Origin of the sequence: Streptomyces sp. NPDC025273 (genome assembly GCF_040638585.1) — a bacterium.
Taxonomy (GTDB): domain Bacteria; phylum Actinomycetota; class Actinomycetes; order Streptomycetales; family Streptomycetaceae; genus Streptomyces; species Streptomyces cinereorectus.
Genome location: NZ_JBEZYP010000010.1, coordinates 261,240 through 278,456 on the forward strand (window position 1 = coordinate 261,240; position 17,217 = coordinate 278,456).

At 72.6% G+C, this 17,217-nt stretch carries 14 protein-coding genes and 1 riboswitch; of the genes, 5 read left to right on the forward strand and 9 right to left on the reverse strand.

The window, feature by feature from the left end:
- Positions 1–13: 13 nt before the first annotated feature.
- Positions 14–173: riboswitch (cyclic di-AMP (ydaO/yuaA leader) on the forward strand.
- Positions 172–1,332, forward strand: coding sequence for a C40 family peptidase (locus AB0F38_RS19165; protein WP_361894294.1), 1,161 nt, complete (start codon positions 172–174; stop codon positions 1,330–1,332). Its footprint overlaps the riboswitch before it by 2 nt.
- Before the next feature lie 77 nt (positions 1,333–1,409).
- Here the strand turns inward: AB0F38_RS19165 and AB0F38_RS19170 are convergent, their stop codons facing one another.
- A complete protein-coding gene (locus tag AB0F38_RS19170; protein WP_361894297.1) occupies positions 1,410–1,763 on the reverse strand; it encodes a hypothetical protein in 354 nt (117 codons plus the stop codon).
- 356 nt (positions 1,764–2,119) lie between these two features.
- Between AB0F38_RS19170 and AB0F38_RS19175 the strand changes: the two genes are divergently transcribed.
- Both AB0F38_RS19175 and AB0F38_RS19180 read left to right on the forward strand, forming a co-directional pair.
- Positions 2,120–3,190: a C40 family peptidase gene (locus AB0F38_RS19175; protein ID WP_361894300.1), complete on the forward strand. Its 1,071-nt coding sequence runs from the start codon at positions 2,120–2,122 to the stop codon at positions 3,188–3,190.
- A 55-nt stretch (positions 3,191–3,245) separates the two neighbouring features.
- On the forward strand, positions 3,246–4,025 hold the full coding sequence (locus AB0F38_RS19180; protein WP_361894303.1) for a GNAT family N-acetyltransferase: 780 nt from the start codon (positions 3,246–3,248) through the stop codon (positions 4,023–4,025).
- Between the two features lie 30 nt (positions 4,026–4,055).
- Here the strand turns inward: AB0F38_RS19180 and AB0F38_RS19185 are convergent, their stop codons facing one another.
- Positions 4,056–4,751, reverse strand: coding sequence for a response regulator transcription factor (locus tag AB0F38_RS19185; RefSeq protein WP_361894306.1), 696 nt, complete (start codon positions 4,749–4,751; stop codon positions 4,056–4,058).
- The gene (locus AB0F38_RS19190) at positions 4,748–6,034 is read right to left on the reverse strand and encodes a PspC domain-containing protein (protein ID WP_361894309.1); all 1,287 of its coding nucleotides are present in this window, start codon (positions 6,032–6,034) and stop codon (positions 4,748–4,750) included. Before AB0F38_RS19190 ends, AB0F38_RS19185 begins: the two co-directional genes overlap by 4 nt.
- 209 nt (positions 6,035–6,243) lie before the next feature.
- Between AB0F38_RS19190 and AB0F38_RS19195 the strand changes: the two genes are divergently transcribed.
- Entirely contained in the window at positions 6,244–7,575 is a 1,332-nt protein-coding gene (locus AB0F38_RS19195; RefSeq protein WP_361894312.1) for a PspC domain-containing protein, read from the forward strand.
- Positions 7,576–7,731: 156 nt separating this feature from the next.
- Here AB0F38_RS19195 and AB0F38_RS19200 read toward each other — a convergent pair whose 3' ends face one another.
- From AB0F38_RS19200 to guaA, 4 genes are all read right to left on the reverse strand, one after another.
- Positions 7,732–8,241 (reverse strand): DoxX family protein, encoded by a 510-nt coding sequence (locus tag AB0F38_RS19200; RefSeq protein WP_361894393.1) that lies wholly within the window; start codon positions 8,239–8,241, stop codon positions 7,732–7,734.
- 82 nt (positions 8,242–8,323) lie between these two features.
- Positions 8,324–9,592 carry a hypothetical protein gene (locus tag AB0F38_RS19205; RefSeq protein WP_361894315.1) on the reverse strand — a complete coding sequence of 423 codons (1,269 nt, stop codon included), beginning with the start codon at positions 9,590–9,592 and terminating at the stop codon, positions 8,324–8,326.
- Between the two features lie 129 nt (positions 9,593–9,721).
- Positions 9,722–10,477 carry a class I SAM-dependent methyltransferase gene (locus AB0F38_RS19210; protein WP_361894318.1) on the reverse strand — a complete coding sequence of 252 codons (756 nt, stop codon included), beginning with the start codon at positions 10,475–10,477 and terminating at the stop codon, positions 9,722–9,724.
- Between the two features lie 155 nt (positions 10,478–10,632).
- On the reverse strand, positions 10,633–12,225 hold the full coding sequence (gene guaA / locus AB0F38_RS19215; RefSeq protein WP_361894321.1) for a glutamine-hydrolyzing GMP synthase: 1,593 nt from the start codon (positions 12,223–12,225) through the stop codon (positions 10,633–10,635).
- A gap of 315 nt (positions 12,226–12,540) precedes the next feature.
- On the opposite strand from guaA, the gene AB0F38_RS19220 reads away from it, so the two are divergent.
- Complete coding sequence (locus AB0F38_RS19220; protein ID WP_361894324.1) at positions 12,541–12,843, forward strand: chorismate mutase; 303 nt, start codon at positions 12,541–12,543, stop codon at positions 12,841–12,843.
- A gap of 295 nt (positions 12,844–13,138) precedes the next feature.
- Here AB0F38_RS19220 and AB0F38_RS19225 read toward each other — a convergent pair whose 3' ends face one another.
- Positions 13,139–14,857, reverse strand: a complete 1,719-nt coding sequence (locus AB0F38_RS19225) for a peptidase (RefSeq protein WP_361894327.1) — start codon at positions 14,855–14,857, stop codon at positions 13,139–13,141.
- A 449-nt stretch (positions 14,858–15,306) separates the two neighbouring features.
- Entirely contained in the window at positions 15,307–17,190 is a 1,884-nt protein-coding gene (locus AB0F38_RS19230; RefSeq protein WP_361894330.1) for a GMC family oxidoreductase, read from the reverse strand.
- Between the last annotated feature and the right edge of the window lie 27 nt (positions 17,191–17,217).

A 17,217-nucleotide genomic window follows, 5' to 3' on the forward strand; every position in this document is an offset into this window, starting at 1 on the left:
GACCCACGCCGCGCGGGCACCCCCGCCGAATCCGTGCCGACCTCGAGGGAGCCGGAACCGGGGACCCACACGCAGTACCGGGGTGAATCGGTCCGTTCCCCAGGACCGTAGGGCAGCCTTCCGTTCCGCCCGAACCCGACAGCTAACCCGGTAGGCGGTCCACGGAAGGAGATGCCGGTCTTGGCATCGCATCGCAAGCCGCGCACGCGGGTGCGCACCACCACCCCTGCCGTCGGCCTCACGACGGCGGCACTGGCCTCCGTCACCCTGCTCTCGACGCAGAGCGCGACGGCCGCCCCGGCTGCGCCCAGGCCCAGCATCGAGGAAGTGCGGAAGAAGGTCGACGACCTGTACCGCCAGGCGGGCACGGCGACGCAGCAGTACAACAAGGCGAAGACCGCGTCCGCACAGCAGCGCTCCGAGGTCGACGTGCTGCTGGAGGCCGCGGCCGAGCGGGCCGACAAGCTCAACGAGACGCGCCGGGAGCTGGGCCACTACGCGGCCGCCCAGTACCGGGGCGGCGCGATCGCCCCGACGGCGACGTTCTTCCTCGCGGACGACCCGCAGGCGTACTTCGACCAGGACCAGCTGATGGCGCGGATGACCAGCCGGCAGCAGAAGGCGGTCGCCGACTTCCGTACGCAGCAGAACGAGGCGGCGGCGAAGCGGGTCGAGGCGACGAAGAGCCTGGAGACGCTGACCGAGTCGCAGGCGACGCTCCGCACCAGCAAGCAACAGGTGCAGAGCAAGCTCACCGAGGCGCGCTCACTGCTGTCGAAGCTGACCACCGAGGAGAAGGCACGCCTCGCGGAGCTGGAGCGCGAGAAGGCGGCGGAGGCCGAGCGCAAGGCGGAGGAGCTCGCGCGTCAGCAGGCCGCCGCGAAGGCGGAGGCCGACCGGGCCGCCGAGGAGGCGGCCCCGAAGGAGGAGGCGGGCCCCGGCACCGGAACGGGTGACGAGACGGGCTCCGACAGCGGCTACGCGTCCAAGGCCGACAAGGTCCTGGCCTTCGCCCGGGCCCAGATCGGCAAGCCGTACGTCTGGGGGGCGACGGGCCCGGCCTCGTACGACTGCTCAGGCCTCACCCAGGCCGCCTGGAGGGCCGCGGACGTCACCCTGCCCCGGACGACCTGGGACCAGGTGGAGGTCGGCACCCGGGTGGCCACGGCGGATCTGCAGCCGGGGGACCTGGTCTTCTTCTACGACGACATCAGCCACGTCGGCATCTACAAGGGCGACGGCATGATGATCCACGCTCCGAAGCCCGGCACGAACGTCCGTGAGGAGTCGATCTACTCCATGCCGATCTACGGCAGCGTGCGCCCGGCATAGCGCACGGACGCACGGAGGGCGGGCGTACGGGGCCGTACGCCCGCCCCGCGGAGAGACAGGCGGGTACGGGAGCCGGCTCAGGTCCAGAGCGTGGCGATGAAGACGTTGGCGACCGTCAGCCCTCCGACGGCGGCGAACTCGCCCTTGCCGGCCTTCTCCTCGTCCCGCCTCACGTACACGAGCGCCAGGATCACGATCAGGACCATCAGCTTGATGCCGATCTTGACGTTGTTCACCGTCCGGTCGTCGGCCTGGTCGAGCCCGACGAGGGCGACGCCCGTGACCAGCATGGTCAGCGCACCGTGCAGCATGGCGGGCACGAAGCGTGCCGTGCCCGCCCCCATGGCCTTCATCTGGGTCAGGAAGCCGCCCAGCAGGGAGGCGATACCGATGATGTGCAGGGCCACGAAGACATTGATGAGTACGTCCATGGCCGCAGCCTAGCCGCGGGCATATCACCACTCTTCGGCCAGGTAGGACTTCCCTACGAGCTCACTCACACCTGGTGCGAATTGCCGGACTCCGGTCGATCTTTCCGATCACTCCGAGAAAACGAAACGTCACATTGAGGCAATAGCTGTCATTACGCCTCTTACTCGCGCCTCGGGTCTAGCGTCCCTCCCAGGTGACCGATTCCCCACCGCCGCCCCCGTACCCGGCGGTACCCCGGTCGCCCCGCCAGGACATCCGGCGGTGGGCCACTCCCCCTTCGGTGGCTCGCCGGGGACCCTCGGCGGGCCGGCCGGTACCCCCCGGCGGGCAGTCGAACGGAAGGACCCACGCCCTCGTGGCCGCCCATCGCAAAGCCGCTCACCGCAAGCCCAAGCAGCGCCTGTTCACCGGGCCTGCTGCCCGGACCGCAGCCACCCTGGCCCTCGCCGGGGCGGCGACCGCGACCGCCCTCGAAGGTGCCGCCCAGGCCGAGCCCCAGCTCTCCCCGGCCCAGGTCAGGGCCAAGGTGGACCGGCTCTACCACGATGCCGAGGTCGCGACCGAGAAGTACAACGGCGCGAAGGAGAAGGCGACCGCGTCAGCGAAGTCCCTCGACACGCTGCGCGACGAGGCCGCACGCAGGACCGGCCGCCTCAACGCCGCCCGCGACGCGCTCGGTTCGTTCGCCGCGGCGCAGTACCGCAGCGGCGGCATCGACCCCGCCGTCCGGCTGGCGCTCTCCTCCGACCCCGACGAGTACCTGGAGCGGGCCGCGTTCCTGGAGCGGGCCGGTGATCGCCAGGCCGGCGCGGTCAACGGCGTACGCCGGCAGATCAGCGAGGTGGCCCGGCTGCGCGCCCGGGCCGAGGACGAGCTCGCCGTCCTCGCCTCCCGCCAGGCCGACCTGAAGAAGCACAAGGACGCGGTCCGCACGAAGCTGGCCGACGCCCAGCGGCTCCTGGCCACCCTGACCGCGGCCCAGCGCGCCGACTACGAGCGCTCCGCCGACGCCGGGCACGGCGGCCCGGCCGTGCGCGCCGACCGCAGCACCACGCGCGGCTCCGTCGCCGCCCCCAACGCCCGTGCGGCGCGGGCCGTCGCCTTCGCGTACCAGGCACTGGGCAAGCCGTACGTCTGGGGCGCCACCGGCCCCGCCTCCTTCGACTGCTCCGGCCTGACCCAGGCCGCCTGGCGTGCCGCGGGCGTCTCGCTGCCCCGCACCACGTACACCCAGATCAACGCGGGCCGGCGCGTCTCTCGCTCCGAACTGGCCCCCGGGGACCTGGTGTTCTTCTACTCCGGAATCACCCACGTCGGGCTCTACATCGGCGGCGGCCAGATGATCCACGCCCCGCGTCCGGGCGCACCGGTCCGCATCGCGCCGATCAGCGAAATGCCTTTCTCGGGAGCGACCCGGGTGGCGTAGGCTCCGCGCCGACCGGCCGGCAGTGCCCGGAACCCGCGAGAGAGAAGGCTCCACCGTGCCCGTGGACACAGACGTCCAGAATTACGCCCGTGCGCTCACGCTCCGCTCCCCCGACCACTACCGGGTGGGCCCGTTCACGGTGCGTCACGACCCGGGCTGGGAGCTGAAGTTCGCCAACTACGCCATCCCGGACCGGGGTGCGGAACCGACCGGCCAGGACGTCGCCGAGCTCGTCGCGGCGTTCCGCGAGCGGGACCGGCTGCCCCGCCTGGAGTACCTGCCCTCCTGGGCTCCCGAGGTCGAACCGGCGCTGCTGGCCGCCGGTTTCACCGTGGAGAACCATGCCCCGGTGCTCGCCTGCACCCCGGACGAGCTCCTCGCGCCCAAGCCGGTGGACGGACTCCGGGTCGCCGAACCGGTCACCGACGCGGAGTTCACCGCGGCGGCGGCCGTCCAGCACACGGGATTCGGCGGGGAGGGGGGCCCCGACGACGGCGAGATCGCCTGGCTGCGCGGGGCCGTGGCCGACGGGGGCGTCGCGGCGCTCGCCGTGCTCGGTTCCGAACCCGCCGGAGCGGGCGGCTGCTCGGTCCCGGTCGACGGCATCAGCGAACTGACCGGCCTCGCCGTCTCCGAAACCCTTCGCCGCCGCGGCGTCGGCGCCGCGCTGTCCGCCTGGCTGACCAGGACGGCGTTCGACCGCGGCTGCCACACCGTCTGGCTGGAGCCGGGCAGCCCGGAGGTCGAGCGGATCTACGCGGGCGTCGGCTACCGCAGGATCGGCGAGAAGCTCAACATCTCGCTCGCCCCGCAAGCCGCCCCTGACCGCCCCTGAGGGCGCCCCACGTCTCCAGGTGGCCGCGGCTCAGACCAGCCGTCGCGCCGTCGCCCACCGCGTCAGTTCGTGCCGGTTGGACAGCTGGAGCTTGCGCAGCACCGCCGACACGTGCGATTCGACGGTCTTCACCGAGATGAACAGCTGCTTGGCGATCTCCTTGTACGCGTACCCGCGGGCGATCAGCCGCAGCACCTCGCGCTCGCGCTGCGTCAGCCGGTCCAGGTCCTCGTCGACCGGCGGCGCGTCCGTCGAGGCGAAGGCGTCGAGGACGAAGCCGGCCAGCCGCGGCGAGAACACCGCGTCGCCGTCCTGGACCCGGAATACGGAGTCGACCAGGTCGGTGCCGGTGATGGTCTTGGTGACATAGCCGCGGGCGCCGCCCCGGATGACACCGATGACGTCCTCCGCGGCGTCCGAGACGGACAGTGCGAGGAAGCGCACCGGGTTCTCCACCTGGCCCATCATCGGGGCACAGCGCCGCAGCACCTCGACGCCGCCGCCGCCGGGGAGGTGCACGTCGAGGAGGACGACCTCGGGCCGGGTCGCCGTGATCACGGTGACCGCCTGGTCGACGTCGGCGGCCTCGCCGACGACCTCGACCCCGGTCTCCTCGGTGCGGCCGATCTCGGCCTGGACGCCGGTGCGGAACATCCGGTGGTCGTCGACGAGCACGACCCGTACCCGCCGCTCCGGGCCCCCGGTGGCTTCGGTGTTCTCGGTCATTGGCTCGCCCTCTCCATCTCCAGCTCGACTTCCGTGCCCCCGCCGGGCACCGAACGCAGTCGCGCCGTACCGCCGTTGCGCTGCATCCGGCCGATGATTGATTCTCGTACGCCCATCCTGTCCCCCGGGACGGAATCCAGGTCGAATCCCGGCCCCCGGTCCCGTACGGAGACGAAGACCGTACGGCCCTCGACCTCCGCGAAGACCTGGACGGCGCCGCCCTCGCCACCGTACTTGGCGGCGTTGACCATCGCTTCACGTGCGGCCTGCATCTGGGCGGCCAGCTTCTCGTCGAGCGGGCAGTCGCCGACGACGACGACCTCCAGCGGGACCCCGTGCTTGTCCTCGACCTCGGCGGCGGCCCGCTTGACCGCCTCGGCGAGGGTCGCCGGCTCGTCGTCCTCGTCCTTGCCGGTGCCCTCCGGGTTGTACAGCCAGTTGCGCAGCTCGCGCTCCTGGGCGCGGGCGAGCCTGCGGACCTCGCCGCCGTCGTCCGCGCTGCGCTGGATCAGGGTGAGTGTGTGCAGGACGGAGTCGTGGACATGGGCCGCGACCTCCGCGCGCTCCTGGGCGCGGATGCGCATCAGCCGTTCCTCGGAGAGGTCCTGGGTCATCCGCACGAGATAGGGGCCCGCGAGCAGCGCGATGCCGGTGAGCACGGCGATGGCGGCGGTCAGCACGTTGCCGAGCTGGGCCGCCGAGCCGCGGACCACCATGAAGACGGCCAGGCCGAGGCCGACGAGCGCGACGCCGGCCAGTCCGCGGGCCAGCTGCAGCACCCGGCGGCGGCGGCCGACCTCGATCCAGCGCGCCCTGCGGGCGTTGTCTGCCTGCCGCCAGACCAGGACGGAGCCCGCTCCGATCAGCAGCGTCGGCCAGATGTAGCGGTCGGCCTCGCTGCCCATGTCGACGTTGCCGACGAAGATCATGGCGCCGACGAGGAGCGCGACCAGGGCGAAGACCTGCCCCTTGTCGGGCTTGCGGAGCCTGCGCCGGCCGTCCGGTGCGGTCTCGAAGACGGACCGGGTGGTCTCCACGCCGCCCACGCCGAGCGGGACGACGATCCAGAACACGGCGTAGAGCAGGGCACCGAGGCCGTCCGCGAAGAACAGCCCGAGGAAGACGAAGCGGACCCAGGCGACGGGCAGTCCCAGATGACCGGCGAGCCCGCGCGCGACACCGCCGAGCAGCCGTCCGTCGGCGCTGCGGTACAGCTTGCGCACCGGCGGCTCCTCCAGGTCCGGTGCGTGGGGTCCCGGAGGCCGGGTCGTGGCGGCTGGCATGGTCCGATCGTCACATGCCCCGGCCGGTCGTGGCATCAGGGTCGGCCCCGGAATCGACCCTGAGAAGCCGCTGCCCGCCGGTGCGGCGTGCCCGGGAGGGCATGTCCGGGGTCCCGGCGGTCCCTCAGGGGCTGCCCGGGAGCAATATCAGGGATGGGCCAGGGTCGTCGCGGGTCCCACGGGGCCGTACGGACCGTCACCATGGAGCCATGACCGTTCCCCAGGGTGCCGCTCCCGGCGTCGCGCCGCCCACCGAGCCGAAACCGCAGCTGCGGCGCAGCCCGCGGCAGAAAGTGGTGGCCGGGGTGTGCGGCGGACTCGGCCGCTACTGCGACGTGGACCCGGTGATCTTCCGGATCGTGCTGGGCGTCCTCTCGGTGACCGGTGGCATCGGCCTGATCTTCTACGGCTTCGCCTGGCTGCTGCTCCCGCTGGAGGGCGAGGAGGAGAACGAGGCGCGCAGGCTGCTGTCGGGCCGGGTCGAGGGCACATCGCTGGTCGCGCTGCTGCTCGCGCTGGTGGGCTGCGGACTGCTCCTGTCGATGCTGCACAACGGCGGGATGCTGGCGTTCGCCGCGATGCTGTCGCTGGCCGTCATCGGTTTCTCCGTGTGGACCCAGCACCGCAGGACAGCCCCCGAGGAGCAGCCGGGCGCGGCGCCGCAGGCACCGGGGAGTACCGCGCACGCGGCGGGCCACGGCGCGCCGCCCGAGGTGAAGGCACCGCCGACGCCCGGCAGCCCGTCCTGGTGGCGGGATCCGATCGTCAAGGACGGCACGACGGGCCCGGTGGGGACCGGCTACCTGTGGGGCCCGGCGGACGCGGCGCACGACACGGCGGCGCGGGACAGGCGCAGGGCGACCCCCGACGCCCCGTACCGGGCCCCCTACCGTGCGCCGGGGACCCGGGGACCGCGCTCGATCGGCGGTGCCGTGTTCCTGTGCGCGCTGGTCGCGGGCGGTCTGGGCACGGGGCTGAGCTGGGAGCAGCAGCCGCTGGGCACGAGCCTGCAGACCGGGCTCGCCTCGGCACTCGCCGTGTTCGGCCTCGGCCTGCTGATCGCGTCCGTCCTCGGCCGCACGGGATTCGGCACGATCCTGCTGGCGGTGATCACGGCGGGTCTGCTGGCAGGGGCCTCGGCCGTGCCGAAGGACATCGGCACCGACTGGGTGCGCAAGGACTGGCGTCCGGCGTCGGTCGCGGCGGTCCAGCCCCGGTACGAGCTGGGCACGGGGGCCGCGGAGCTCGACCTGTCCGAGGTCCTCGTCCCCGAGGGCGACACGCTGCGCACCGGCTTGGAGGTCGGGGCGGGACGCGCCCTCGTCGTCGTACCGCGCGGGGTGACCGTGAAGCTGTACGCCGAGGTGGGGCTGGGTGACGTCCAGCTGCCCTCCGAGGCGCGCGAGGACGTGGTCGTCGCCCCCGACCGGCGGACGCGGAAGACCATCGGACCCGTGAAGGGCGGCAGGCCGGCCGGCACGGTCGAGCTGCGCATGGAAGTCGGCATCGGACAGGTGGAGGTCGCCCGTGCTGCGTCATGAGATCCGGCCCGGCCGCGCGGTGGCGGGCCTCACGATGCTCGCCCTGGCCGGGGGTTACGCGGCGGACGCGGCGGGCGCCTGGAACGTCCCGTGGACGTTCACCGCCCCGGTGCTCCTCGGAGGGCTCGGGCTGTCGGCCGCGGTGACGTGGCTGAGCTACCGGCTGCGCCGCCGCCGTGACGCGAGGAAGGCGTCGGCGGAGAATTCGGCGGCACCCGCGAGCAGCAGCGGCAGCCAGGCCATGAGGTAGACGAGATCGTTGCCGTAGTAGTACGGCTCGGTCGGCCAGCTCACGGTCAGCCAGAGGCTGAGCGAGATCAGCGCCCCGCCGAGGGCCGCGAGCCGCGCCCACAGCCCGAAGAGGGTGCCCAGGCCCACGGCGAGCTCGCCGGACGCGATGGCGTAGCCGAAGCCCTCGGGGCTCTTCAGTGCGAGGTCGACGAGGCCCGGGACCGCCGAGGTGTCGCGAACGGCGCTCATCATCTCGCCGATGGACCCGGCCCCGCTCGCCGACATGAACGCGCTGTCGGTCAGCTTGTCGAGACCCGCGTAGACGAAGGTGACGCCGAGGAAGATCCGCAGGGGCAGCAGCGCGTGCCGCCGCGCTCGGGCCCGGAGACCTCTCGGCTCGTCCGTTCCGTAGGAACCGCCGCCGTATCCATACATCACTGCCCGCCTTCCGTCGGCCGTTCGACAGACCATACGTGCGGCGTGCGGGCGCGGCTCACCGGCTGTGCGGTGGGGTGCGTCAGTCCGTGACGTCGATCGAGCAGGGGGTGGTCTCCACGCCCGCCGCCGTGATGACCTGTACATCCACGATGCCGGGTTCCACCTCGACCGGCACGGGCACGGTGAGCACCGTGTCGGCCGGGTTCGCGAAACCACCGGCGACGGGGATCAGCGGCACGTGGACGTGCACCCGGCCGATCCTGACGACCACTCGGGCCAGCCGGTCGGGGCTGCCGGCGCCGGGCGGCACGAAGCCCGCGCCGCGGATCTCGATGTCGTCGCCGGTACGGATCGGGGCGTCCAGGTCCCCGGCCTCCCGGGCCCGCACGACCGACAGGATGACCGGGCGGCCGCCCTCCGCGTACTTCCCGGAGAAGTACGTCGCGGCGGAGACGGCCACCAGGAGGGCCAGGCCCCACGGCAGGTCGGGCAGCTGCTCGGGGCGGCGCGCGAGGCGGACGGCGGCGAACAGCACGGCGACGGCGCTGACGAGCACGTACTGCACATCGGTGAAGCTGCCGCGCCCGGAGTCGTCGGTGAGCAGGTCGGCGGCCCGCGGCCGGTCGGCGCGCAGCTTCTGCAGGCGCTGGCCCAGGACGCGTACGGTCACCACCCGGCGTACGAGAACGGCGACCGCGCACACCAGCGCGAGCACGGTCAGTACGCCCGCCGAGCGGACCAGGTCCAGGCCCTCGATCAGCTCGTCGCGGTCCGCGTGGTCGGAGGCGCCGGCGAGCTGGAGGGCGAGGACCAGGACGGCGAACACGGCGAGCAGCACCCAGGCGGCGGCGACGGTGCGCGAGGTGGAGAGCCGGTTGTCCTCGCCGATCAGCGGGGCGAGCAGACCGCCGCGGGCCCGGTGGACCCGGGCGGCGCCGGTCAGCAGGCCCGCGGTGACCAGGCCGGCGATCAGGCCCGCGGTGCGTGCGGTGGACCAGCCGGCGCCGATGGCGGTGACGGCCTCGCCGACCACCAGGAGGGCGACACCGCCCCAGACGAGGACGAGGGTGCGCCGCCAGACCACGTGGAGCCAGGCGTCACCGGCCTCGCGGCTTCGCTCGGCGACCGTGCGGGCCGACTCCGTCAGCTCGTCCGACACCCACTGCCGGGAGGCGGAGGCGGACTGGGCGACCCCGGCGGGCAGGCCCTTGCCGGCCGCCAGTTCGTCCCGTTTGGCGAGGAAGGCCGCCACCGCGCGCCGATGTCCTTCGCGTGCTCCGTGCGGGCAGTCGCCGCACGTACAGCCACCGCCGTGTGTGCTGCTCACCCTCGCCTCGTCCAACGCCACGGAGTGCTCCGCCCTTCCCCACCCAGGTACAACCAACTCACTTGCGATTTCTGCGAATTGTGCCGTACGGAGCGGGCCCGTCCCGCACTGGGGCGGGCTGCGCGTACATGTCGTCCACATGTGCGAATGTCAGGAGCTGAGCACGAGGTACGCGAGACCCAGCGTGCCGCGGTACCCCCCGTAGTATCCCGTGCGGCGCGCGTCGACGGCCGCGGTCACGTCGGCGTGGAGCGGGTGCCCGGGACTGGCCAGGGCCCAGCGCTCACCCCGTCCTATGTTGGCGGCGGATTCGAAGAGGTCCCACTCACGCTGATCGGCGACCGTGACCTGGAGCGCCCGCAGGCCGACGGCCTCCGCCTGCCGGACCAGGCCGAGGAGCGAGCCGAAGTCGCCCGGCTCCGCGCCGAGCCCCTCCAGCGCGGATGCCGAGGGCTCACGCTCCCAGAACCCGTCCCCGAACAGCACCCGCCCGCCCGGCCGCACGGCGGTCCGCAGCGCCCTGAGTGCCGCGGGGGTGCCGCCCGGCCAGGCGTGCGAGGAGCCGATGCAGACGGCCAGGTCGTAACCGTCCCCCGGATACTCGGCCGCGGGCACCTCGTGGAACCGCACCCGCCCGGTGAGTCCCCGTTCCCCCGCCAGACGCCGGCCGCGGGCCACGGCTTCCGGGTCGGTCTCGACCCCGTCCCCGGTCGCCCCGGGTGCCGCCTCCACGAGGCGCATCAGCAACTCGCCCCAGCTGCTGCCGAAATCCGCGATCCGCGCCCCCGGGGCGGGTGCGCAGGCGGTGATCAGACGAGCGGCGTGCTCTTCGGAGAGCGGGGTGTTCCACGTGAGGTGGTCGTTCCCCGGGGCGGACATGAGGGTGCGGGCTTCATCGGCGGACATGGGCGGGGATCCTGTCACGGCGGCGGCGGGCCAGGCCACCGGTTTCCGTCCGGGTGGTCCGGAAGGGCGGGAGCTCCGGGAAAGCGGCGACGCCGCCACCCCGAGGGGCGGCGGCGTCGGCACGGTCCGGACGATCCGGCTGGATCGTCGTGGGACTACTCCCACTCGATGGTCCCCGGCGGCTTGCTCGTCACGTCGAGGACGACGCGGTTGACGTCGGCGACCTCGTTGGTGATGCGGGTGGAGATCTTGGCCAGGGTCTCGTACGGCAGGCGCGACCAGTCGGCCGTCATCGCGTCCTCGGAGGAGACGGGGCGCAGCACGATCGGGTGACCGTAGGTGCGGCCGTCGCCCTGGACGCCGACGCTGCGGACATCCGCGAGGAGGACCACCGGGCACTGCCAGATGTCGCGGTCCAGACCGGCAGCGGTCAGTTCCTCGCGCGCGATGGCGTCGGCCTCGCGCAGCAGGTCAAGCCGCTCCTTGGTGACGTCACCGACGATGCGGATCCCGAGGCCGGGGCCGGGGAACGGCTGGCGCTGGACGATCTCCTCCGGCAGGCCGAGCTCCTGGCCGACCATCCGGACCTCGTCCTTGAACAGCTGGCGCAGCGGCTCGACGAGCTGGAACTCGATGTCATCGGGCAGACCGCCCACGTTGTGGTGGGACTTGATGTTGGCGGTGCCGGTGCCGCCGCCGGACTCGACGACGTCCGGGTAGAGCGTGCCCTGGACGAGGAAGGCGACGTCCTCGCCCTCGGCCGCCTCGGCGACGATCTCGGCCTGGGCCTGCTCGAAGACGCGGATGAACTCGCGGCCGATGATCTTCCGCTTCTGCTCCGGGTCGGAGACACCGGCCAGCGCGTCGAGGAAGCGCTTCTCGGCGTCGACGACCTTGAGCCTGACGCCCGTGGCGGCCACGAAGTCCTTCTCGACCTGCTCGGTCTCGCCCTTGCGCATCAGGCCGTGGTCGACGTACACGCAGGTGAGCTGGGAGCCGATGGCCTTCTGCACGAGGGCCGCGGCGACCGCGGAGTCCACGCCGCCGGAGAGGCCGCAGATGGCGCGCTTGGTGCCGACCTGCTCGCGGATCAGGGCGATCTGCTCCTCGACGACGTTGGTGGTCGTCCAGGTCGGCTCGATGCCCGCGCCCCTGTAGAGGAAGTGCTCCAGGACCTGCTGGCCGTAGGTCGAGTGCATGACCTCCGGGTGGTACTGGACGCCGTACAGCTTCTTCTCGTCGTTCTCGAAGGCTGCGACCGGTACGACGTCCGTGGACGCGGTGACGGTGAAGCCCTCGGGGGCGGCGGAGCAGGCGTCGCCGTGCGACATCCACACCGACTGCTCCGTGGGCGTGCCCTCGAAGAGGGTGGAGCCGGCCTTGGAGACGGCGAGCGGGGTGCGGCCGTATTCGCGTGCGCCGTTGTCGTCGACCGTGCCGCCGAGCGTGGTGGCCATCAGCTGGAAGCCGTAGCACATGCCGAAGACCGGGACCCCGGCCTCGAACAGCGAACGGTCCAGGCTGGGCGCGCCCTGCGCGTACACCGAGGACGGACCGCCGGACAGGATGATCGCCCGGGGGTTCCTGGCCAGCATCTCGGCCACCGGCATGGTGGACGGGACGATCTCGCTGTAGACCCGGGCCTCACGGACGCGTCGGGCGATGAGCTGGGCGTACTGGGCGCCGAAGTCGACAACCAGGACCACGTCGGTGGTGGTGTCGGGGGCGGCGGGGGGCGCTGCTGGCACGGGGCGGCCTTCCGGCGGTGGAGAGGGGGTCGGTCCTCCCAATTCTACCGGCCGTGGGGCCACGCCCTGCCGGGCTCCCGTCTCACCATCCGGGCCCGGCGTGGACCCGGCCCGGGGGACGGGTCCATACTGGCCCGCATGCGTCAGCACACGACCTTCGTCTTTACCTATGGCACCCGGCCCGCCGGCTGCCATGGTCGTGCTGCTTGAGCAACTGACGAGCAACGTTCCAGGCGCCCCGGGCCGACAGGCCCGGGGCGTTCTGGCGTTCCGGACCTGTCGCTCCGGGGCCCTCAGGCCCACCGGGAGTCACAGATGACCAGCACCGCACCCACGAAGACGGCCGCCGAGCGGACCGGCGCGCGCACCGACGAGGCCGCCTCCCTGATCGGCGACGCCCGGACGCGCATCGACGCCCTGGACGACCGGATCATCGGTCTCGTCCAGGAACGGATGGCCGTATCCACGGTCATCCAGGAGGCGAGGATCACGTCCGGGGGCCGCCGGGTGAACCTCTCCCGCGAGATGGACGTCCTGAGCCACTACAGCGACGCCCTGGGCAAGCCGGGCACGGCACTCGCCATGACGTTGCTGGAGCTGTGCCGCGGCCGGGTGTGACGTGCCGGAGGGCTGTACGGCCGTACCGGCGTTCGGGTCCGCTCTCACCCGTACGGCGCGTGACCGGGTCCCGGGCGGCTTCGTTGGTCCGTGTGTCCGTGCCAGCCAGGGGCGGAAGCGGTGGGAAACCGCGCGTGGCTCCGCCGGGACGTGTGACGTGCCGCAGGTACGTCGTGGGACCGCGTTCCGGCGCGTGTGACCGGTCGGCAGGGGACAGCAGCCCGGTCACCTCTGTGCGGCCGGCCCCGGGGACGCCCGGGACCGGCCGCCCTCGGACAGGTGCGGCGCGGGTGACTCAGCCCTGTGGGGCGCGGCGCCGGGTCGCCGCGTACAGCACGCCGCCCGCGGTCAGGGCCACGGCCGACGCTCCGGAGACCAGCAGCGCGACCGAGCCGGCGGAGGCGAGAGGGCCGCCGGTGTGCGCCGGCGCGGAGCCGGTCGTGCCGGTGGAACCCGAGGCGGACGACGGACCTGGGGTGCCCGATGTCCCGGGCGTGGGGCCCGGGGTGTCACCACCGCTGGAGCCGCCCGTTCCGGTGGTGCCGTCCGAGGTTCCGCCGGTGTTCTCGGACGCGTCCCCGGCGTTCAGCACCAGGTGCGCGGTGTTGTTGGCCGGCTCGGGGTCGAAGGGCAGTCCGGGGCCGGCGAGCCGGGTGTTCCTGACCGTGACCGTGCCCGCGGCGTCCGGGACCACCTCGGTGATCCTCAGGTCGAACGGGAGCCCGGTCTCCGCTCCGTCGCGCACCGTCATGGACGTGTCGCAGACGTAGCGGGGTGCGCCGAGCTGTTCCTCGCGGTACGTGCCCGCGGCCGTCACACCCTGGCACGAGTCCGGCTTCCCGGTGACCTCGGCGCCCTCGGGGACGGTGAAGTCGACCGTGGCGACGGGCTCGCCGGAGCGGATGCGGCTGATCCAGGCCGGCCCTTCGTTGCGGAACCCGACCTCGGCGGTGACGGTCTCGCCGGCGGAGCCCGTCGCCTTTCCGCCGGTCGCCAGGAAGTCGGCGGTGTTCTCCGTACGGAAGTCGACCTCCTGCTGGTTGTCCCGGGGTTCGAGGTCCACGCTCCGGGCGGGGGCCGTGACCTTCTTCAGGGCCAGCTCCGGACCGGTGCCCCGGGTGAAGGGCGCTCCCGCGCGCTGTGCGGTGCGCCCGGAGGCACTGTCCTCGTCGATGCGATAGACGAACGTGTCGTCGTACGCGCGCTCGGTGGCCTCGACCGACAGCGGTACCGCGAGCGTGTACGTGACGCCCGGCTCGTACGAGCCCTCGACCGAGCACAGCGCGGTGGACCAGGCGGAACCTTCCTGAGGCCCCTCCTCGCTGTACTCGCAGTTGGCGTAGCGCTCGGGAATCTCCAGGCCGCGGGAGTACATCAGGGTCAGCAGGACGCCGTCGGCGGCCGTCGTGCCCTTGTTGGTGAAGGTGATCGGGGCGGGCTGTACGTCACCCGGCTGGAGCGCCTGCTCGAACGGGAGCCGCTTCATGACCAGGTCGGGGCCGCCGATGGTCACCTCGGTGAAGAAGGGGGTGAAGGTGACCCCGTCCGCCGAGCCGGTCACCACGATGGTGCCCCTCGCGCCGTCCTTGCTGCCCTCGGCCGCCGCGAGGTCGAAGTCGGCGACGAGGCTGAGGCCGGGGCGGACGCCGTGGTCGCGGCAGACGGCGGTGGCCCCGGTGATCTCGCAGTCCGCGCCGGTGTCCTCGGCGACGGAGGCGTCGGCGATGCCCGCGATGCCGCTGAGGTCGAGGCTGTAGGTCACCTCACCCACGTACCCGTCCCCGTCCCCGTCCTGGACCGGGTTGTCGACGGTGAGCCCCAGCGAGGACTTCCGCGGGGAGCCGCTCTCCGGGTAGGGGTGCACGGCTGTTCCGGCGGGACCGCCGAGCGTGAGAACGGGGCCGGCGGCCTGTGCCGGAGCACCGACGGCGAGCGGACCGGCCGCGAGCAGCCCGGCGGTGGCGAGGCCGCCGGCGGCACGGCGCAGCGCTGCTCCGGGGGAAAGGCGTGTCATCGCGAACCTCTGGGGATCGGCGGAAGCCGTGTCACCGCTGTGACGCGTTACGAGTTCGACCGCGCGGCGGTACGAAGAGTTGCACGGGACTGGATCACGGATCGGGCACGAGCAGGAGTGTGGCGAGCGCCACATGAAGTTCCTGCGAGGCCTGGGACAACCGTTTCTCCTGTCCACAGGTCATGCATGGCGAACACACCGGCTCGTTCCGTGCGCCGCACCGGATGCCGGGGACGACCAGGGTGAGAAGCCGCAGGAGAGTGGCGGGATTCCGGCTCCGGCCGGGAAGCCCGCCCACACCATCCATCTCAGCGGCACGCTCGCGGAGACCGGTTCGTCCTCGGCGGGTGCGGCGCCGCAAGAACGGTGACGCCGCGTGAGGCGCAGCACCGGTAGAAGCCTGAGGGGCTGCACTCGGAGGGGGGTGCAGCCCCTTGGCGTTCCCGTGCTCAGGTCCCGGAAGCGGTGGGCTCCGACGCGGCGGGCCGGGCGCTCGTGGCCCCGGGAGCGGGTGCCTTCGGCGGCACCACGGGTATCGCCAGGAACGGCAGCCTCAGCGCGCCGAACGCTCCCTCGGGCACGGCGGGTGCCTTCGGCTCCACCGCGGCCAGCCGCTCGTACGCCCGGCCCTGGGCCGGACGCGGGTCCGCCTCGCCCTTGTTGGGCCAGAAGGACATCGCGCGCTCCGCCTGCGCGGTGATGGTCAGCGACGGGTTGACCCCCAGGTTGGCGGAGACCGCCGAGCCGTCGACGACGAAGATGCCCGGGTGTCCGTACAGCCGGTGGTACGGGTCGATGACGCCCTCCTCGGCGCTCGCCCCGATCGGGCAGCCGCCCAGGAAGTGCGCGGTGAGCGGGGTGCCCATCAGTTCCCCGATGTTCGACCCGGCGAAGCCGTTGATCTCCTGGGCGAGGAGCGTCGCGCCCTGCGTCGCCTCGGCTATCTGGGTCGGGTTGGGCGCACCGTGCCCCTGCCGGGCGGTGAGCAGGCCCTTGCCTATGCCGCCGGGCTTGCGGTACGCGATCAGCGAGTTGTCCACGGACTGCATGACGAGGCCGATGATGGTCCGCTCCGACCACCGCCGGTTGGACAGGGACCGTGCGGTGAGCAGCGGATGCCGGACCACGCTGCCGAACCAGCTCAGCACCCGGTGCGTGCTGTAGGGGACCTGGAGGATGGTGAGCGCGCCCATCGCGTTGGATCCCTTGCCGTAGCGCACCGGCTCGATGTGGGTGTTCTCGTCGGGGTGGATCGACGAGGTGATGGCGACGCCCCGGGTGAAGTCGGCCTTGGCGGTGCCGTGCTTCTTGCGGTAGCGGCGGTCGCTGGTCTGCGCGCCCACCAGGCCCTCGGAGTTCGTCCGCGTCAGTTCGCCGAGCTTCGCCGGGATCCGCGGCAGCAGCCCCTCGTCCTTCATGGTGTGCAGCAGGGTCTGGGTCCCGTACGTCCCGGCCGCCATGACCACCTTCCGGGCCCGCAGCACGGACGGCTTCGCCTTCCTGCGGCGTTTCGTGGGGACGGTCGACACGCGGTAGCCGCCGTCCGGGTCGTCCGCGACCGCGACGACGGACGTCATGGGGTGGATGACGGCACCGGCCTTCTCCGCGAGGTACAGATAGTTCTCGTTGAGGGTGTTCTTCGCACCGTGGCGGCAGCCCGTCATGCATTCGCCGCACTCGGAACAGGCCCTGCGGGCGGGGCCCGCACCGCCGAAGTACGGGTCGGCGACCGGGGCGCCGGGCTTCGCCCGGGCCGCCCCGTCGGCGTCCCGGCCGTCCCCGAAGAAGACCCCGACCGGGGCGAAGTGGAAGGTGTCGCCGACGCCCATGGCCTCCGCGGCCGCCTTGAGGTGGACGTCCGCCGGGGTCATGGTCGGGTTGAGCCGGACCCCCAGCATCCGCTTGGCCTGGTCGTAGTACGGCGCGAGCTCGTCCTGCCAGTCCGTGATGCCGGCCCACTGCCGGTCCTCGAAGAACGGCGCGGGCGGCACGTACAGCGTGTTGGCGTAGTTGAGGGAACCCCCGCCGACTCCCGCACCGGCCAGCACCATCACCTTGCCGAGCAGGTGGACGCGCTGGATGCCGAACAGCCCGAGGGCGGGGGCCCACAGGTAGTTCCTGATGTCCCAGGAGTTCTTGGGGAGGGTGGCGGCCGTGAAGCGGCGGCCCGCCTCCAGGACACCGACGCGGTACCCCTTCTCGCTCAGCCGCAGGGCCGAGACCGCGCCGCCGAAACCCGATCCGACGACAAGGACGTCGTAGTCGTACGCGGCGTCGTCGTCGGGTCCTTCGGCGGGCGGGGTCTGGTTCTGGGCAGCGCTGTCCTGGGACATGGCTCTCCTCGGTGCGAAAAGGGAAGG

Coding starts and splice junctions, on each gene's coding strand:
- AB0F38_RS19165 (WP_361894294.1), top strand. CDS start 172: ATGCCGGTCTTGGCATCGCATCGCAAGCCGCGCACGCGGGTGCGCACC.
- AB0F38_RS19170 (WP_361894297.1), bottom strand. CDS start 1,763: ATGGACGTACTCATCAATGTCTTCGTGGCCCTGCACATCATCGGTATC.
- AB0F38_RS19185 (WP_361894306.1), bottom strand. CDS start 4,751: ATGACCGAGAACACCGAAGCCACCGGGGGCCCGGAGCGGCGGGTACGG.
- AB0F38_RS19190 (WP_361894309.1), bottom strand. CDS start 6,034: ATGCCAGCCGCCACGACCCGGCCTCCGGGACCCCACGCACCGGACCTG.
- AB0F38_RS19195 (WP_361894312.1), top strand. CDS start 6,244: ATGACCGTTCCCCAGGGTGCCGCTCCCGGCGTCGCGCCGCCCACCGAG.
- AB0F38_RS19200 (WP_361894393.1), bottom strand. CDS start 8,241: ATGTATGGATACGGCGGCGGTTCCTACGGAACGGACGAGCCGAGAGGT.
- AB0F38_RS19210 (WP_361894318.1), bottom strand. CDS start 10,477: ATGTCCGCCGATGAAGCCCGCACCCTCATGTCCGCCCCGGGGAACGAC.
- AB0F38_RS19220 (WP_361894324.1), top strand. CDS start 12,541: ATGACCAGCACCGCACCCACGAAGACGGCCGCCGAGCGGACCGGCGCG.
- AB0F38_RS19225 (WP_361894327.1), bottom strand. CDS start 14,857: ATGACACGCCTTTCCCCCGGAGCAGCGCTGCGCCGTGCCGCCGGCGGC.
- AB0F38_RS19230 (WP_361894330.1), bottom strand. CDS start 17,190: ATGTCCCAGGACAGCGCTGCCCAGAACCAGACCCCGCCCGCCGAAGGA.